Here is a 15,844-nt window from a genome sequence, read left to right as displayed (position 1 = left end):
TTCAATTCCGGCAGCATTTTCATTCCCCCTCGAGTCTTTCTCTAGAGGACGCAGGGCGCAGGCGCGCCTCCTGCTCACGCCTTTTAGTCGTGTCGATCACCGCGACAAATTTTCCAGGCCGCTTGCCTGCCTTACGATCGTCTCACAGCCGTTTCTTTTTGGTCGCCGCGCGGCGTGGAGCTTTGGTAAGGCAAAGCAACGCAGCACATGGACAACCGCTCGCATGGCCTATATCAGCGCGTTGCTCGATGAGGTAACGCCATTTCGCTCCTACCGGATTAATCCAGCGCCGCAAAGCAGACTTGATCACCTCAGCGACATCCCGCTGGAGCACATCAGCTTTAGCCTCGGACAAGATTGCATTACGACTTTGTAATTGCTCTGTTCGTCGGCTGTTTGAGTTGCCTTGTTACTGTGAACTCACTGCCAGAAAACAGGCAGCCCACCTTAGATAAGGAGCTACAGCCATGAAACTGTTCATGCTCGGGTTCGCCACCCTCCTCGCCACCGGTTCAGCCTTCGCCGATACCACCGACACCTCGGCGGTGATCCACGACAAGACCGGTTTCTTCGTCCACTTGGACGTTGCAAAAGTAAAATCCATGACTGACACCTCAGACCAATGCGGCGTCATTCCGGCCCGCATCGATTACCTGGATCATCAGGGTCGGGAACATGTGCTGGACTATCTGGTTCAAGGACGTTGCACGAACGAAAACTGATGGAATGCTTTATGCCCATGACTGTCCGAGAGCAGGCAATACGCAACACAACCTGATGATTGGGCTACACTTGCGGGTAGCCTGCTCTCGGCTTTCAGGTCCGTTTTTTGTGGATCGAATACCGAAACCGAACCAAGGTAATTCTCATGAACATCCTTGTAGTGGAAGACGAGCCCAAGGCGGGCAATTACTTACTCAATGGCCTGCAGGAGCAGGGATACTCCGTCAGCTTGGCCCGCGATGGCGTTGATGGTTTACACCAAGCGCTGGAAACGCCTTTCGACGTCATCGTGCTGGATGTGATGATGCCGAAGATGGACGGCTGGGAAGTACTGCGCCGCCTGCGCAAGGAAGCTGACACGCCGGTACTGTTCCTGACCGCGCGAGATGACATCGCCGACCGAATCAAAGGCCTGGAACTGGGGGCCGACGACTACCTGATCAAACCCTTTTCTTTCGCCGAGCTGGTCGCACGCCTGCGCACCCTGACCCGCCGAGGTCCGACCCGGGAAGAAGAGCAACTGCAGATCGCTGACCTGCAGATTGATGTAATCAAACGCCGCGTCACCCGCGCCGGCGTGCGAGTGACGCTGACAAACAAGGAGTTTGCATTGTTGCACCTGTTCGCCACGCATCAGGATCAGGTGCTGTCTCGTTCACTGATCGCCTCCAGGGTCTGGGACATGAACTTTGACAGCGACACCAACGTGGTGGACGTGGCTGTGCGACGCCTGCGCCTGAAAATCGACGACCCTTTCCATCTGAAGCTGATCCACAGTGTGCGGGGCATTGGCTACCGCTTTGATACGCAACCATGACCCATCGCCATTACTCCCTGACGCTGCGCCTGGCTGTGGTGTTTGCCTTGCTGGCCTACGCCCTGCTGGCAACCACCGGCGTCGCACTGTACCGCGACCTTGAGCGCGAACTGATACGACGCGACGAGTCCACCCTGGTCTACCGCATAGATCAGCTGCGTAATTTTCTCAATGGCAGCAATACGCTGGAACTGATCAGGAGCAAACCTGTGCTGTTTCAGAACATGCTGGGCAATCGCGAGTACGTACTCACTATTGGCGTTTCAGGGGAAGCCCCTTTACTACAGGTCAATCCCAGGAATATCGATATTCCCGACCTCACTCCCGTGGCAATGGACCATTCCCTGGCGCTGACAGATGTACAGCATCTACCCGCCGTGAACGGTACTCCCTTCGCGGCCATCTCCGCGAGTATCGACTCGGGCAAACTGAAAGTGACCATTGGCTGCCTGATGACCGAACGAACCGCAGTGCTCGCCAGCTATCGTCTCAGCGTATACGTCCTCGCCGGTCTCGCGGCCATTGTCCTGGCGCTGGCTGGATATGTAGTGGTTCACCGCGGTTTGTTGCCCCTCAGACGCCTGGCTCATCAAGCCCACGGTATCGGCATTGGCAATCTGACAGAGCGACTCGACGGCCGAGGCGCCCCGAAGGAGTTGCTTCCGATGATCGACTCTTTCAACACCGTGCTTGAGCGACTCGCCAAGGGTTTTGCGCAACTGAGTCAGGTCTCGACTGACATGGCCCACGAACTACGCACGCCCATCAACAACTTGCTGGGTGAAACCCAGGTCGCCATGCAGCAGAACCGCAGCGTGGAACATTACCAGCAGTTGCTCGCCTCCAACGTCGAAGAACTCGAACGCCTGGCACGCATGCTCGACAACATGCTGTTCCTCGCTCGTACTGACCCCGGTAGCGCTCGTGACCAGCGCCAGGAACTGGGCGCCGCCGACGAACTGGAACGCGTCGCCGATTACTTTGAAGGTCTGGCCGCGGACGCCGATATCACCATCCGCGCGGAGGGCGACGGCCTTATCTGGGCCGAGCCAACACTGCTACGCCGCGCCTTGGCTAACCTGTGTGCCAATGCGATAAAATATGGTGCACCTCATTCCGAACTGTTGATCCAGGCCACACCGTCCGAGGGTGGCATCAATCTGCGCGTGCGCAACTACGGAACAACCATCCCGGCGGAACACCTTCCGAGATTATTCGAGCGTTTCTACCGCGTTGATCAATCACGCGAGCGCTCGGCCCAGTCCAATGGCCTGGGGCTTTCGATCGTAGCTACTATCATGCAGCTGCATAGTGGCCGCTACAGCGTCACCAGCGAGAATGGCGTGACTTGTTTCGAGCTGTTTTTCCCCATGCGGGATCAGCAAGAGCGTCAGGCCGGCTTTCAAACCGGCCCAGACACCCCTCGCCTCAGCATCGTCGTGAAGCGCCCGTCCCCCGGTTGACCTTCATCGAACTTCCACAGCAAGCTCCGTGGAGTCCCATCCCCCACCGAGCGCTTTGACGAGGCCGACATTGGCACTCAATTGTTGTGTCTGCAGGTCACGCCTGCAACGAGACTGTCTGGGCTTCGACCACATCCAGGTACCCAACCGCGCCCTGCTGATAACGGGCCAGCGAAATATTCTCTGCAGATTGCGCTGCATCAGCTGCGCGGCGCCGAACACTGTAACCACCCGAGCCAACGCGGTCTCGGTACCGGCGCGCCTGTCCATGGGCTCGGTGGCGAGCCAGATCGAGTCGATGCGGATCATCGTGTCAGACCGCGAACAAACCGGGCACATCCTGCCGGGTCGATGGCGGGCCATGTCACGCTCAGTGTCCCTTGTTCGCATGGTATCTCGATGCTGACTGAGGCCTCAGGGGGTGCTTGAGCCTTGGGTGGAAGCTGCAAGGGTACAAAGGCAGGCAAGTTCGTGACCGCGTTATCGCGCTTGGGCGGTAGCCATTTGCGTACGACGTGGATGCGCCAATGCGGGCTCAGGCAGATCTTGCCGCTTGCGCCTCAGACGCCGGGAAATTCAGCTCAATGATCACGCCAGACGGATCCTCAACGAAAACCTGATGCAGTCCAAGACCAGGAACCGTGCGATCGCGCCAGGCAATCCCCTCAGCCTTGAGCAGGCTCCAGAATTCAACCAATCCTGTAACCAGAAAAGCGATATGGTCAACCGTGCCGGTGCCTGTCAGCAACATGTCTTTGTCACCCAAATATTGCTTCAAGCCCTCTGGATTGGAAGGGTCAATGCCAATAATGTGAACCGTGCCAAAGTCGGCTTCATCCCCCCCCATGTACAACCAGGCTCCGGGAAAATCGAATGGGGGACGGTAACCGCGCACGAAGCCGAGCACCCTTTCGTAGAAATGGCAGGACCTTTCGAGATCCAGCGAACGAATCGAGTAATGAGCAAGTTTCTTGACGTGCATGGTGCCTCCAGGTTGCTTTTATATGTACGCTGAATGGCCGTGCGACAATGATCGCTGTAGTATCATATTCATTTGCACACCATGGCAGCTGACCGTAGGAAAAAAATGAGACAGTGGAGCGCAGACAACCCCAAAGCCTCGCTGATGGAGCGTAAACGCGCCCTCATCGTGGCCGCTGCACAGCAGGCGTTTCTGGACAAGGGCTATGCCGAGTCGTCCATGGGCCGCATCGCCGACGCTGCTGGAGTTTCAATCAAAACCGTCTATCGACACTTTGAGAACAAGGACGATTTGTTCAGTGCAGTCATGCATGCCGCGTGCAATGCAAATGGCACGAGCGACACTGGCGAGCACGCACCACAGCACCTCGAACGCCCTTGGTTCTCCAAAGAGCCCGAACAAGCCCTTCCCCTGGCCGGCATCGACTACCTCACCGACGTTCTCGGTGCCCAGCAACTGGCGCTCTACCGGGTGGTCACGCGCGATGCTCACCGGTTTCCCGAATTAGGCCAACGATACCGAGCGGAAGTGACTGAGCGTCGCACTGCACTTTTCGCAGACTACCTCCGGCACTGGGCCCCATTGGAGCAATGGAAAATCAAGGATATCGAAGAAGCATCACGGACATTTCTGGCATTACTGCGCGTCGACCTGCTCGATAACGCCCTCTTTGGTACCCATCAACCGAACGATGAGGAAATAAGCAGTAGAGCCCACCGCGCATCGGACAACATGCTGCACTTGCTACAAGCCTCCCGATTCTGAGCTCCTCGCTGATGGCGCTACAGGGATATGTAACGCCATCAAACGCTGAGGTTCAGGCGCCTTTGCGGAAGTCTTCAGCCAGCGACGGCCGGCTTGGCGACCAGCCCAACCGGCGTGCGTTGACTGCACTCACGCGACTGTTGGACGCTGCTCCATAACGCGCAGCCTCACCGAGATTGCGCGTGACATCGTCGACATCCAGGCTATGGGTTTTGCCGCCAAAACCCAGTGACTCACTGATCAATTGGGCGATTTCAAGAAACGAAGCATGACCGTTCTCGGCAAAATAAAACGAGCCCCCGGGAGCCTTCTCCAGGACCAGCAGATACAGGTCAACCAGATCGTCGATGTGGACGTTCGAATAACGGTTCAGCCCCTTACCTACATGAATACCCGCGCCCACCTGCGCCGAAATGGCAGTCATTTGCGGAATCTGTTCACTCTCTTGCTTGAGTCCCGCACCTACGCCATAGATCATCGACGGACAGATCACGACAGCGCGGACACCTTTGTCGATCGCCGCCTGGCGCACGTGTCGATTCATCTCGACGCGCTGGCGACGAAACGGGACCGGTACAAAGTAGTCATCGTCGCTGAATACTTTCTCACTGGCATATTCGCCACACGCATCGTCGGCCACGATGGCGGAGCCACTGGTGTGGATCAGCAGCTTGGCGCTGCGTTCAAGTGCTGCGACCAGGGTATGAACGGACGGCTCGTGATCGGCACTGGCAGCGTGTATCACTGCGTCAGCTTCCTGAGCGGCCCTGGTCAATACCGCCGCGTCATCCAGCGTGCCAATGATCGGTTCGATACCACGCTGACGCAGCAACTGTGCAGTGGCCTCGGTACGTGTCAGGCCCGTTATGCTGTGACCCAATTGAAGCAAGCGATGAGCAACGGCTCCGCCTATGTAACCAGACGCCCCTGTAATAAAAATCTTCATATAGAACTCCTCGATGAGAAAACGAATTGGGGATCAGGACTCGACAACTGCACGATGCTCAAGCAGCTTGTGCATTGCACGCTCTTCGATAGCGATGAACTCGGCGACGGCAGCCTCACCCGCCAACGTCAGATCCGGCTCGACACCGTCGGCCAAGCGCTCGATCTGTACGTTGAACCATGGCAACAAGTGGAATGGGTTGATGGTCGCTTCGGGTGTCAGAGCAGTGGCCCATTCGCCAGCCAGCAGCCGTGCCGGAGTAAGCGGATCCGAGATCAATGGACGGCCCAGGCCAACCATGTCGACATCACCGCGCTCGAAAGCCAAAAGCATGCCTTCAACGCTACGGAAATTCCCCGTCACCATCACCGGCATATTCGCCACCTCGCGTACCGCACCGGCAAATTCGACGAAATAAGCTTCGCGTTGAATCGTGCTCGCGCGCGGCGCATCTTCGCCCTCATCCTTGACTACCAGCCCTACTACTTTCGGCTGCTCCAGCGAACCACCCGATAGCTCCAGCAGGTCCAGACTGGTGTTGTTGAGCAACCCAACCAGCGCAACGCATTCGGCATTGGTGAAACCGCCCTTCTGGAAATCAGACGAGTTCAGCTTGATGCCAATCGGGAAGTCGTCGCCAACCTCGGCTCGCACTGCAGCGATGACCTCAAGCAATAGGCGCGCACGATTCTCCAGCGCTCCACCCCAAAGATCTGTGCGCTGGTTGGATAGCGGGCTGAGGAACTGAGACAGCAGGTAGCCATGGGCAGCATGCAGTTGCACGCCAGTGAAACCCGCAGCCCGTGCCTGATTTGCAGCGAAAGCGAATTGATCGATAACGGCGGCAATCTCATCCTCGCTCATGGCACGTGCCAACCCAAACTCCAGACCCAGCCCCGGTGGAACCTGAATCGCTACCGGCGAAGGCGCCAGGGGTTCGGGATTTATCGCATGGAGTACCTGACGCCCGGTATGGCTCAACTGCAACCAGAAATCGGAGCCACCAGCCGTTCCGGCAGCAGCCATCGCCCGTAAAGCGCTCAAGTCAGTGTCGGCATCAAGCACGATGTTCCCCGGGCGCTCCAGGTGCTGGCGGTCCACCTGCACGTTCCCGGACAGCAGCAAACCTGCGCCGGACGAGGCCCAACGCCGGTAAAGATTGACGTGGCGCTGAGTGGCATCATTTTTGTGGTCGGCCAGGCCTTCGCTCATGGCCGCTTTGCACAGTCGGTTTGCCAAAACTGCGCCACAAGGCAAATGCAGCGCACTAGAGATTTGATCAGTCATAAACACCTTCAGCTACATGACAGGGGCTGCTTGAGCTGCTCGGTTGAGCTGCACGCGGCAGGCCAGGACATAAAGTAAAACGATCGTTGTCGTACGTACGACAATGATAATTGTTGTTTTGCCAGTGTCAAGCGAAACCTCGGGCTACGAGGCATGCCGCTTCATGCCTTCTCCAACACCACCTGCACCTCTTGCGCACCTTCCTTATGCCGCGCAGGCAAGAGCAGACAAGCCAGGGCCGGCATCATCAACAGGGCGCCAACCATGTTCCAAAGGAACATGAACAACAGCAGCAGTCCCATGTCGCCCTGAAACTTGATTGATGAAAACATCCAGGTGGAGACCCCCAACGCCAGAGTAATTCCGGTGAGGGTGACGGCGGCGCCGGTGGTTTTCAGGGTTTCGTAGTACGCGTGCTTGAAGTTCAAACCGCGGTTCATGAAATGTTCGATTCGGTTGTAGATATAGATGCCGTAATCGACCCCGATACCGACTCCCAGCGCGATGACGGGCAATGTGGCGACTTTCACCCCCATGCCCAGTTGAGCCATGAGCGCCTCACAAATCACCGAGGTGATATAAAGCGGAATCATGATGCAGATCGCCACTCGCCAGGACGCAAACTCCCACCACACCAACAGCGCGACGATGCTGTAAACCAACAGCAGAATTCTGGGCTCGGATTGCTTGATTACTATGTTGGTGGCGGCCTCGATACCGGCGTTACCGGCTGCCAGCAAAAAGGTAGCGTGCTCATCATTGTTCGCCTTCGCGAACGTCTGTGCCGCATCGACCACCTTGGCCAGGGTTTCGGCCTTGTGATCGGTCAGATACACCATGACCGGCACCATTGAGCAGTCGCTGTTGTAGAGCTCGTTGGGAATGGTCTTAAACGCCGCATTGGCGATGTAGCGATTGCGAGTAATGGCATACCAGCGCAAGTCGCCACCGTTCGAACCCGCAGAGAACTTCTTCAGTTCATCCACCAGGGAGTGGGTCGACTCCACGCCTGGCACCCCCTCCATCGTCCACTTCAAACGTTCGATCGCGCTGCTGACCGGGTACGAACCGCACTCTCCTGCCTGGGTCTTGACCATCACCACGAACACGTCCGGGCTGCTGGCGTAATGGTGGGCGAGAAAGTCATTGTCCTGGTTGTAACGACTGTCCGGGCGCAGTTCTGGCGCACCGCGATCCAGATCACCGATCTTCAGATCCTGTTTCAAATACCAGGCGCCGCCGAGCAGCATTGCCGAGAGCAACAAGCCGATCAGGGCCGGCTTCGGTTCGGCGGCATGCGATAACCAACGTGCCAGGCGATGAGCGCTGGTGGCCTTGCGGTTCTGATGACGCAAGCCAGCTGGTGATACCCCGCACCAGGACATCAGCACAGGCAGCAAGAACATTTTGGTGAAGATGATCACCGCCACACCCACGCTCGCGCTGATAGCCAACTCGCCGATCATGTCGATATCGATCAGCATCATGGTCGAGAAACCTACTGCATCGCACAACAGTGCAATCGACCCCGGAATGAAAAGCATGCGAAAGGTTCGACGGGCAGCTTGCATAGGGCTGTAACCGGCAGCGCAGTCGGCGCTCATGGTGTTGATATTCTGCACGGCATGGCTGACGCCGATCGCGAACGTCAGGAACGGCACCAGGATCGAATACGGGTTAAGCCCGAAGCCCAGCAAGTTGACGATACCCAACTGCCACAGCACCGCGAGAGAGCAACACAACAATGTGACGGCGGTACTTCGCCAGCAACGCGAATACGCCAGAAGCAGCAGCGCCGTCAGGACGAACGTAATCGCAAAGAACTCGAGAATATCGTGCGCGCCTTCAATCAGGTCACCGGCAATTTTGGCGAAGCCGGTGATATGAATGGCGTATCGATCGCTGTTGTACTTGTCGCGTACCAGTGTTTCCAAACGCTGGGAGAACTGACCGTAATCAAGCTTTTCGCCGGTGAGCGGGTCGCGCTCAAGCAAAGGCACAAGCACCACCGAGGACTTCTGATCCGCGGCCACCAGACTCCCGATACGCCCGGAACGTTGAACGTTGAGTTGCACCTGGGCCAAGGTTTTGGCTGAGCCATCGAAGCCATCCGGAATGATGCGGCCGACGGCAAAACCGTCTTCGGTGACCTCCTGCCACAAGACGTTGGGGGTCCAAAGTGATTTCAAGTTCCCACGATCAACGCCCGGAATGAAGAACACCTCGTCTGTGACGTTCTTCAGTGTTTCGAGATAGTCCTTGTCGTAGATGTTGCCCTGCCGTGCTTCAAGCGCGATACGCACCACATTGCCCAGCGGACGCAGTTCGTTTTCATACTGCTGGTAGTTGACGATATACGGATGATGGCCGGGCACCATTTTCTGCAGGCTGACATCGAGCCCAAGCTTGCCGGCCTGATGGGCGAGAAACACCGATATCACCAAGAACAGCAGGACCACCATGACCCGATGGTTAAACAGTAGCGGCTCTATGCGGGCCTCCAAAAAACCCGGCTTCACTGGAGCGGCGGTAAGATTGTCTTGTTTCGCGCTCATGGGGGCGGTCTCCGTGAGATTCATTTAGCGTCTAGCGCGATCGAATGCGCGCCCGCAATACCAGCGGTCAGCACCGCCCCATCGGGTAGCTCGACCAGCGAGGCAACCCGCAAGCCGGGACTGGCTTCGGTCATCTGAAAATGCTGACCACCATCGACGCTGCGCAACAAGCTGGCGTCCTGACCTAACAGGACGATCTCGCCGTTATCACGCACAATGCCGGCCACCAGAGTAGGTGCCTTGACGTCCGCGCCTACCTGCTCCCAAGAGACCCCCTGATCAATTGAGCGAAAAATATGCCCGCCGAATCCATAGGCCAGCAAAACGTCGTGGTTGTCCTGACGCAATTGCAACACGCCATAGAGAGCACCGTTGTAGCCGACGTCGAGCGTCTTCCAACTGCCGTCGGCAGCGCTGATGTACACCTTGCCCGCTTCTCCCGCGATGACTTGCCGTCCTGACTTGTCGCCGCTGATCGAGTTGTAGTGCAGCGCATCAGGGTTGTTGATCTGCTGCGACAGGGATATCCAATGGACTCCACCGTCGGCGGTGGCGAAAATCTGACCGTTCGATCCCACCACATAGCCTGCGGTATCGTTGGCGAACCAGACACCGAGCAACGGGCGGGAAGGCCCGAATTGTGCACCCGCGTTGACATCATCGAGCCCGAACTGCGCCTGTTCGATCTCGCTTTGCAGCGTTGAATCACCAGGCGTCTCCTGCAGCGCCGCCTTAGCGCGCACCAGCCGTGCTTCGGCGTCGACCCGTACCAATGCGTTAAGCCGATTACCATCGGCCTGCTTGACCCAGGTCTTGCCACCATCGGTGCTGTGAAGGATCACGCCATCGTGCCCCACCGCCCAGCCGCTGGAGGGGTTGACGAAGTACAGCGCCGTCAGCGTGACCGAAACCGGCACTGCACTCTGGTGCCAGCCGTGCGCGCCATCGTCTGAATACAGGATGATGCCGCGCTCTCCCGCCAACACCACACGGGTACCCGCAAGAGCCGTGGCCATCATGGTTACTGTGGCGGTACTGGCTGATTGCATGGCTGGCAGGTCCAGAAGATCGGACGCCGCTACGGCCAGCGGCGGCATCAAAACTGCCGCGCTCGCCAGAATCAGAACGACGCCCACACTGCTACAGCGCCGTATATTGCGATAGGTCTTCACCATTTCATCACCACGAGAAAAAACTGACGATAGCCGTAGGCAACGCCTTCTCTGGAAGGGATGCCTACGGTGATTTACACGATCAGTTGCTGGATCGTCGCAAGTTGTCCACCGTGTAATAGGCAGCACTTCGCTTGACCTTGTAGTCAGCAGGTTTTTCTTCGTTAGACAGGAACATCACGAAAGCACGACGCGATTGCAGGTCGTAATCGACCTGGCCTGCGGTGGTGCTGACGAGGACGTCGTAAAGGTTAACCGCGTGGTTTTCCTGAACTCGCCAAAGATTGTCGCGACTGTCATACAAGTCGCCATGCACGATTTCCCAACTGTCCTCGTCGACGTAGAGCATGCGCCGACCATAGATGCTGCGAACCCCTGGTTTGACTTGCGCTTCGACCACCCATACCCGGTGTTTCTCATAGCGAGGCAGATCCTGATTCAAGTGATTCTGCTGCACGATGTCGCGGTACTTGAGAGCCTTCGAAGTGAGGTCGTAGTTGTTGTACGACACGATCATTTCTTTCTTGCCAACCAGTTTCCAGTCGTAGCGATCCTGCCCGCCGCCAAACATGTCGTAACTGTCGATGGTGCCCAGCCCGTCGCTGTTGAATTGCGGTGTGTCATACGCCACGTCTGGCGCGCGCAACACGCGACGCTGGCCCGGGTTGTAGGTCCAGGTCTTGCGCGCTCCATCCGTACGGTCCGAGACGTCGATCAGCAGAACCGCCTCGCCGGCAACGTTGGACGGGCTCAACGTGCGCTGCATGTAATAGGTGATCTGGTTAGGAGGATTGTCAGCGATTGCCTTGCCCGTCGTTCGTGATTCGGCCCATTTTATCGGCGTGAAACTGCCGTTGCTCTGTACCGGAAAAATGACGAACTGACGCTCCGAACTCAAGCCGTAGTAACGATATTCGTGGTTGTAGATCACCTCTGAACCATTTTTCGGCACAGGGAAAGGTACGCTTGAAGCGAGGACACCGATCACTCCCATACCACCCTCAACCGTCTTGATCCGCCCGGCTTCGGTCTTGATATCGCTGTATTCCTGCGGTGGCAATGCAGCCGTTCTGTGGGTGGGGTAGACCTTCATTTTGTAGTCCGGGTAACGCTTGAGCATTTCGATCTGCCCTGGCGCCAACAGGTTCTGGTATTGCGCCAGATTGGCGCCTGTAACCGTGTAAAGCGGCTTCTCCGCCGCGTATGGATTGGCATACCCCTTGGTGCTATCGAATCCCGCCACAACCTGGGTCAAACCGCCTTCCCAAGGTGGAATCGAACCATCGGCATTACCTGCTTTTTGCGCCCCGACAGGCGTGAGATCCTTGCCCAGTCTGGCAAGGTCTTGCTCTGAAGTTTCGGCATGCGCGCCGAGGGTCACCCCGACAAGTGCGCCCGCGGCCAAGATGCCCAGCACGCCTTTTAGTCTTTTGTTGTCCATGCTTTTGCCTGCTTTGGTTAGAAGTTGATGCCAGCGACCAGAGAGAAGAAATCACGATCATGGAATTCGTCGTACTTCGCGTTGTGGTTGAAACGCGAATAGCTGAAGTCGACGTAATACTTGCCGCTGTAGTCGAGGCGAATACCTGGCGCGATTACTCGTCGCCCCTCACTGAACAAGCCATCACCGGAGTAACCGTGTATGTCATCCGACACGAAGACTCGCGGCTTGACGTTTACCCCGGCGAATACGTCCGGGTAGCTGACCTCCAGTTGGGCACGTACACCCCATACGTTGGATGTGGCGAAGCCTTTGTTTTGGCAATAGCTCGTATCTGGGTTAAGCGCCTCGCACGGCACGCCTGCGACCGGACCTGAGCCGAACACAGCGGCGCGTCCGTAACGAGTCGAGTTGTCTGGATTGCCGATTCCATCCCAGTGCTGATAAACCGCTTCCGCCGCCAGAGTGGCAGCCTCGGCACCGAGGATCCGTGGCAACACCTGAATGGTCGACAGCTGAGCCTGAGTTTTGGATTTGCGGTCATAACCGCTCACGAAGGAACCATCCGGTGTGGATACCAAATTGGCCTGCGGGCCAATGCCAGCGACAAGGCCGTTAATCAGGTCGGTACCGTTGATCTGCACGGGCAGGCCAGACGTATGGCTAATTTCACCAAACACTGACCAACCACCGATGACGGTAGACGCACTCAGGCCAACGACATGGATACCGTCAGCGCTGTAGTCGAGGGTCTCCTGCGCAGCGCGCAGGCCTTGCGGCGGGTCGGCAGACCAGATCGATCCAGGTATCGTGGTGGGCACCAGCGTCGCGCTTACGTTAGGGATGCGGGTGTGATAGCGCACATAGTAGAGCCCGAAATCAGTGTCCAGCGCCTCGACCCGGTGACGCAGCGCGATGCCGTACTGACCGCTGTTTGGGGGCTCTCGGTCAGGCGTCAACGCCATCCGGAAGTTGGCTCCGCCCAATGCAGGAACTCCGGCGAAGGTCTGGCGGTCAGTAAACTGCCCCCCGCCCACCACCGTTCCGCTGTTCGAGCAGTTGACGACACTGGACGCAGACCAGTAGGTGCCACAGCCGTCCAGCACGGTTTTTTCCCAACGCAACTGGTAGAACGCTTCCACACTGGTGCCGTCGGCTATGCCGAAGCTGGCGAACAACTGTGGCAACGGGAGGAGGATTTCTTTGACCTGGGCGCCAGGCCGGTGGGCTGCGGTGATGTCGAACGCACCGTATTCGTTGATACCGGGCACAAACAGACTTTCCCCCCAGTTCACGACCTGGTTGCCCAACCTGACGGTCAAAGGATGATCGCCACTCAGCTGGAATGTGTCGTAAACATAGGCGTCGAGTAGTGCGACGCCGGAGAATTTGGACAAGTGATCGAAATCGGAGTCGTCCAGCCGCGCGCCGTGCTCATAACCGTTGGCGACGCTGCCATGGGGCACGCCACTGTTGTTGAGCGTGAAGTCGTCCCAGGCCTTGCCGCGTACAAACACGCCAAGATCGCCCTTACTGATATCGATGTCGCCCAGGATATTCAAGACGGTTGAGTAGCGTTGACCCTTACCGAAGTTCAGATCGCCGTTATCGTTACCGCTGCTGGCTTTACCACCATTTCCCACGGAAATCAGACGAGGATCGGCGCTGCTTGCCCGCCAACTGGTGCCCAGCGATGTGCCGAGCGACCAGCGAACATCGACCCCCTCATCAGTGGTAAACGAGCCAGCCTCGGCGCTGCTCGCAGCCAGACCTGCAAGACACAACGCGACGCCTAGCCTGCCGGCGCGCACAACGCCGGAATGGTCCTTGTTTTTCATAGTTTCACTCGTATTTTTGTTTTTGGAGGTTGCGAGGAAATGTGTGAATCAGTGCCAGCCTCCGCCGCTGGCAACTGATTTTTTCCAGGACACTGGGTCGACGCTTACTTCGGTACCTCGGGCTTGCGGACGGGGCCGGCGGTCACACCACCATCGATCACCAGTTCGGCGCCATTGACGTACGAGGACTCGTCCGACGCCAGATAGACCACCGCGTTGGCGACGTCACTGGGCAAACCCACACGCCCTGAAGGGATCAGTGCGCTGAACATTTCTTCAACACCCAGCCCGGCACCAAAGCCGTAATGACTTTGCGTCATCGGCGTATGGATCACACCCGGCAGCAAGGAGTTGCAGCGAATTGCCAGCCCCTGACTGGCAGCTTCAATCGCGGCGCATTTGGTCAATGCCCTGACGGCACTCTTGGAAGCGCAATAGGCCGTCTGATTGGTTGCACCTATCAGCCCACCGATCGAGGACATGTTGATGATCGAACCGCCGTGCTCTGCCATGGCGACAAAGGCCGCCTTGATCCCCAGGAACACGCCGTCGATATTGATCGAGGTAACTTGCCGGAATTGTTCGAGGCTCATGTCGGTGATCGACTGTACCGCCAGCACGCCGGCGTTGTTGACCAATACATCAAGCTTGCCGAAGCGTTGCTGGACCTGTGCCATCACCGCATCCCAACTTGCGGCATCGCTGACATCATGACGTAAGGCTTCTGCGGTCAAACCCTCGTCGCGCAAAACGGCTGCCGCCTGTTCAGCGGTGGTCAGATCGATATCGGTCAAGGCCACTTGGGCACCATGACGTGCCAATGTCGCAGCGATTTGCGCACCAATGCCGCGAGCGGCGCCTGTAATCAGTACTACTTTGCCATCCAGTCTTTTCATTGCATCGCCCTGAATAATGCCGAGTGCACCAGATCGCCATGAGGTTTTGGCAATTCTGAATTCTTATTAGTATTTGGATACCGCAAAGAATTTCTACACCTTTATTTGAGCGTCAGCCAGAGTTTTTTTATTTTTTTGCGACGCGCTCCTGCCTCTGGCACCAGGCATTTGCAACGACTCAGTCATAGCTGCGGGGGGATGATCCAGGGCGGACTCAACGCGCAGGCTCGATAGGCGAATTCTCGGACTTCCTGCTATATTCTCGCGTTAACTACAGGAGAGCCCATGCGCCCCACCCGCCTAACACGCCCTCAACAGCAAGCCCAGACACGCGAATATCTCCTGACTGCAGCTGAGAACGTCTTTTCTCGTCTCGGTTATGGTGGGGCCTCATTAGAGCTGATCGCCGCCGAGGCAGGTTTTTCAAAGGGCGCGATCTACTCCAACTTTCCGAACAAGGAAACGCTCCTCTTGACGCTGCTGGATCGGTACATGGAACGCGACATGGCCGGATTGAAAGAGCTCGCGGCTCAAGATCCTGACAGGATGTTCGAAGGGGTGACCGAGTGGTTGATGACCATGAATTCCGACAGCGAGTGCCCGTTGTTGGCGGTCGAGTTACAACTTCATGCAAGCCGCAATCCCGAGTTCGCAGCGGCATACGACGCGCTGCATAAGCGTCAGACTGAAGGGCTGGCCAATCTCCTCGACCTGTATTTCAAAGCCACTGGTACGAAAAGCCCTCTACCTTCGACCGATCTTGCCATAGCGCTGACAGCCATGGTGCATGGCATCAGTCTCCAGCGACGCAACGCCAACGATACAGGTCCCGTTGAAGCGGGTCGTATCATCAACCAGTTATTGACTAGCCTGGTCGTCCGACAGCGAGAGGCATAGTCATCTCTGCGTTGGAGCTTCTTCGCCGATGCGCCTTTAATAACTGATTGCACAGGTGGCCG

The 15,844-nt window shown here is 57.3% G+C and carries 15 protein-coding genes; 6 read left to right on the top strand and 9 right to left on the bottom strand.

What is annotated here, in order from left to right; genetic code table 11:
• Positions 1–223: 223 nt before the first annotated feature.
• From AC07UI_RS13000 to AC07UI_RS12985, 4 genes are all read left to right on the top strand, one after another.
• Complete coding sequence (locus tag AC07UI_RS13000; protein WP_494992865.1) at positions 224–376, top strand: hypothetical protein; 153 nt, start codon at positions 224–226, stop codon at positions 374–376.
• Between the two features lie 91 nt (positions 377–467).
• On the top strand, positions 468–722 hold the full coding sequence (locus tag AC07UI_RS12995; RefSeq protein WP_494992864.1) for a DUF2790 domain-containing protein: 255 nt from the start codon (positions 468–470) through the stop codon (positions 720–722).
• 146 nt (positions 723–868) lie between these two features.
• On the top strand, positions 869–1,540 hold the full coding sequence (locus tag AC07UI_RS12990) for a heavy metal response regulator transcription factor (protein ID WP_494992863.1): 672 nt from the start codon (positions 869–871) through the stop codon (positions 1,538–1,540).
• The gene (locus tag AC07UI_RS12985; RefSeq protein ID WP_494992862.1) at positions 1,537–3,003 is read left to right on the top strand and encodes a heavy metal sensor histidine kinase; all 1,467 of its coding nucleotides are present in this window, start codon (positions 1,537–1,539) and stop codon (positions 3,001–3,003) included. Before AC07UI_RS12990 ends, AC07UI_RS12985 begins: the two co-directional genes overlap by 4 nt.
• Before the next feature lie 3 nt (positions 3,004–3,006).
• Here the strand turns inward: AC07UI_RS12985 and AC07UI_RS12980 are convergent, their stop codons facing one another.
• Together AC07UI_RS12980 and AC07UI_RS12975 are read right to left on the bottom strand one after the other, a co-directional pair.
• Positions 3,007–3,312: a hypothetical protein gene (locus AC07UI_RS12980; protein ID WP_494992861.1), complete on the bottom strand. Its 306-nt coding sequence runs from the start codon at positions 3,310–3,312 to the stop codon at positions 3,007–3,009.
• A 226-nt stretch (positions 3,313–3,538) separates the two neighbouring features.
• Positions 3,539–3,985, bottom strand: a complete 447-nt coding sequence (locus AC07UI_RS12975) for a VOC family protein (protein ID WP_494992860.1) — start codon at positions 3,983–3,985, stop codon at positions 3,539–3,541.
• A 105-nt stretch (positions 3,986–4,090) separates the two neighbouring features.
• Between AC07UI_RS12975 and AC07UI_RS12970 the strand changes: the two genes are divergently transcribed.
• The gene (locus AC07UI_RS12970; protein ID WP_494992859.1) at positions 4,091–4,750 is read left to right on the top strand and encodes a TetR/AcrR family transcriptional regulator; all 660 of its coding nucleotides are present in this window, start codon (positions 4,091–4,093) and stop codon (positions 4,748–4,750) included.
• Positions 4,751–4,802: 52 nt separating this feature from the next.
• Here AC07UI_RS12970 and AC07UI_RS12965 read toward each other — a convergent pair whose 3' ends face one another.
• The 7 genes from AC07UI_RS12965 to AC07UI_RS12935 all read right to left on the bottom strand — a co-directional run bounded on the left by AC07UI_RS12965 (position 4,803) and on the right by AC07UI_RS12935 (position 14,885).
• Positions 4,803–5,696 carry an NAD-dependent epimerase/dehydratase family protein gene (locus AC07UI_RS12965; protein WP_494992858.1) on the bottom strand — a complete coding sequence of 298 codons (894 nt, stop codon included), beginning with the start codon at positions 5,694–5,696 and terminating at the stop codon, positions 4,803–4,805.
• Between the two features lie 33 nt (positions 5,697–5,729).
• A complete protein-coding gene (locus tag AC07UI_RS12960) occupies positions 5,730–6,983 on the bottom strand; it encodes an NADH:flavin oxidoreductase/NADH oxidase family protein (protein ID WP_494992857.1) in 1,254 nt (417 codons plus the stop codon).
• A 161-nt stretch (positions 6,984–7,144) separates the two neighbouring features.
• Complete coding sequence (locus tag AC07UI_RS12955) at positions 7,145–9,538, bottom strand: efflux RND transporter permease subunit (RefSeq protein ID WP_494992856.1); 2,394 nt, start codon at positions 9,536–9,538, stop codon at positions 7,145–7,147.
• 20 nt (positions 9,539–9,558) lie between these two features.
• Complete coding sequence (locus AC07UI_RS12950) at positions 9,559–10,713, bottom strand: WD40/YVTN/BNR-like repeat-containing protein (RefSeq protein ID WP_494992855.1); 1,155 nt, start codon at positions 10,711–10,713, stop codon at positions 9,559–9,561.
• A 79-nt stretch (positions 10,714–10,792) separates the two neighbouring features.
• Positions 10,793–12,151, bottom strand: coding sequence for a DUF1329 domain-containing protein (locus tag AC07UI_RS12945; protein WP_494992854.1), 1,359 nt, complete (start codon positions 12,149–12,151; stop codon positions 10,793–10,795).
• Positions 12,152–12,168: 17 nt separating this feature from the next.
• The gene (locus AC07UI_RS12940) at positions 12,169–13,989 is read right to left on the bottom strand and encodes a DUF1302 domain-containing protein (protein WP_494992853.1); all 1,821 of its coding nucleotides are present in this window, start codon (positions 13,987–13,989) and stop codon (positions 12,169–12,171) included.
• Positions 13,990–14,093: 104 nt separating this feature from the next.
• Complete coding sequence (locus AC07UI_RS12935) at positions 14,094–14,885, bottom strand: SDR family NAD(P)-dependent oxidoreductase (RefSeq protein WP_494992852.1); 792 nt, start codon at positions 14,883–14,885, stop codon at positions 14,094–14,096.
• A 285-nt stretch (positions 14,886–15,170) separates the two neighbouring features.
• Here AC07UI_RS12935 and AC07UI_RS12930 point away from each other — a divergent pair, with 285 nt between their 5' ends.
• Entirely contained in the window at positions 15,171–15,782 is a 612-nt protein-coding gene (locus AC07UI_RS12930) for a TetR/AcrR family transcriptional regulator (RefSeq protein ID WP_494992851.1), read from the top strand.
• The last annotated feature ends 62 nt before the right edge of the window (positions 15,783–15,844 follow it).

Source organism: Pseudomonas sp. GW821-FHT04C07 (genome assembly GCF_059420325.1).
Note: the sequence above shows the minus strand (reverse complement) of the source record. Positions and strands in the feature narration are given on the sequence as shown.

Coding starts and splice junctions, on each gene's coding strand:
- AC07UI_RS12975 (WP_494992860.1), bottom strand. CDS start 3,985: ATGCACGTCAAGAAACTTGCTCATTACTCGATTCGTTCGCTGGATCTC.
- AC07UI_RS12955 (WP_494992856.1), bottom strand. CDS start 9,538: ATGAGCGCGAAACAAGACAATCTTACCGCCGCTCCAGTGAAGCCGGGT.
- AC07UI_RS12935 (WP_494992852.1), bottom strand. CDS start 14,885: ATGAAAAGACTGGATGGCAAAGTAGTACTGATTACAGGCGCCGCTCGC.
- AC07UI_RS13000 (WP_494992865.1), top strand. CDS start 224: ATGGCCTATATCAGCGCGTTGCTCGATGAGGTAACGCCATTTCGCTCC.
- AC07UI_RS12985 (WP_494992862.1), top strand. CDS start 1,537: ATGACCCATCGCCATTACTCCCTGACGCTGCGCCTGGCTGTGGTGTTT.
- AC07UI_RS12970 (WP_494992859.1), top strand. CDS start 4,091: ATGAGACAGTGGAGCGCAGACAACCCCAAAGCCTCGCTGATGGAGCGT.
- AC07UI_RS12980 (WP_494992861.1), bottom strand. CDS start 3,312: ATGATCCGCATCGACTCGATCTGGCTCGCCACCGAGCCCATGGACAGG.
- AC07UI_RS12945 (WP_494992854.1), bottom strand. CDS start 12,151: ATGGACAACAAAAGACTAAAAGGCGTGCTGGGCATCTTGGCCGCGGGC.
- AC07UI_RS12930 (WP_494992851.1), top strand. CDS start 15,171: ATGCGCCCCACCCGCCTAACACGCCCTCAACAGCAAGCCCAGACACGC.
- AC07UI_RS12990 (WP_494992863.1), top strand. CDS start 869: ATGAACATCCTTGTAGTGGAAGACGAGCCCAAGGCGGGCAATTACTTA.
- AC07UI_RS12965 (WP_494992858.1), bottom strand. CDS start 5,696: ATGAAGATTTTTATTACAGGGGCGTCTGGTTACATAGGCGGAGCCGTT.
- AC07UI_RS12960 (WP_494992857.1), bottom strand. CDS start 6,983: ATGACTGATCAAATCTCTAGTGCGCTGCATTTGCCTTGTGGCGCAGTT.
- AC07UI_RS12940 (WP_494992853.1), bottom strand. CDS start 13,989: ATGAAAAACAAGGACCATTCCGGCGTTGTGCGCGCCGGCAGGCTAGGC.
- AC07UI_RS12950 (WP_494992855.1), bottom strand. CDS start 10,713: ATGGTGAAGACCTATCGCAATATACGGCGCTGTAGCAGTGTGGGCGTC.
- AC07UI_RS12995 (WP_494992864.1), top strand. CDS start 468: ATGAAACTGTTCATGCTCGGGTTCGCCACCCTCCTCGCCACCGGTTCA.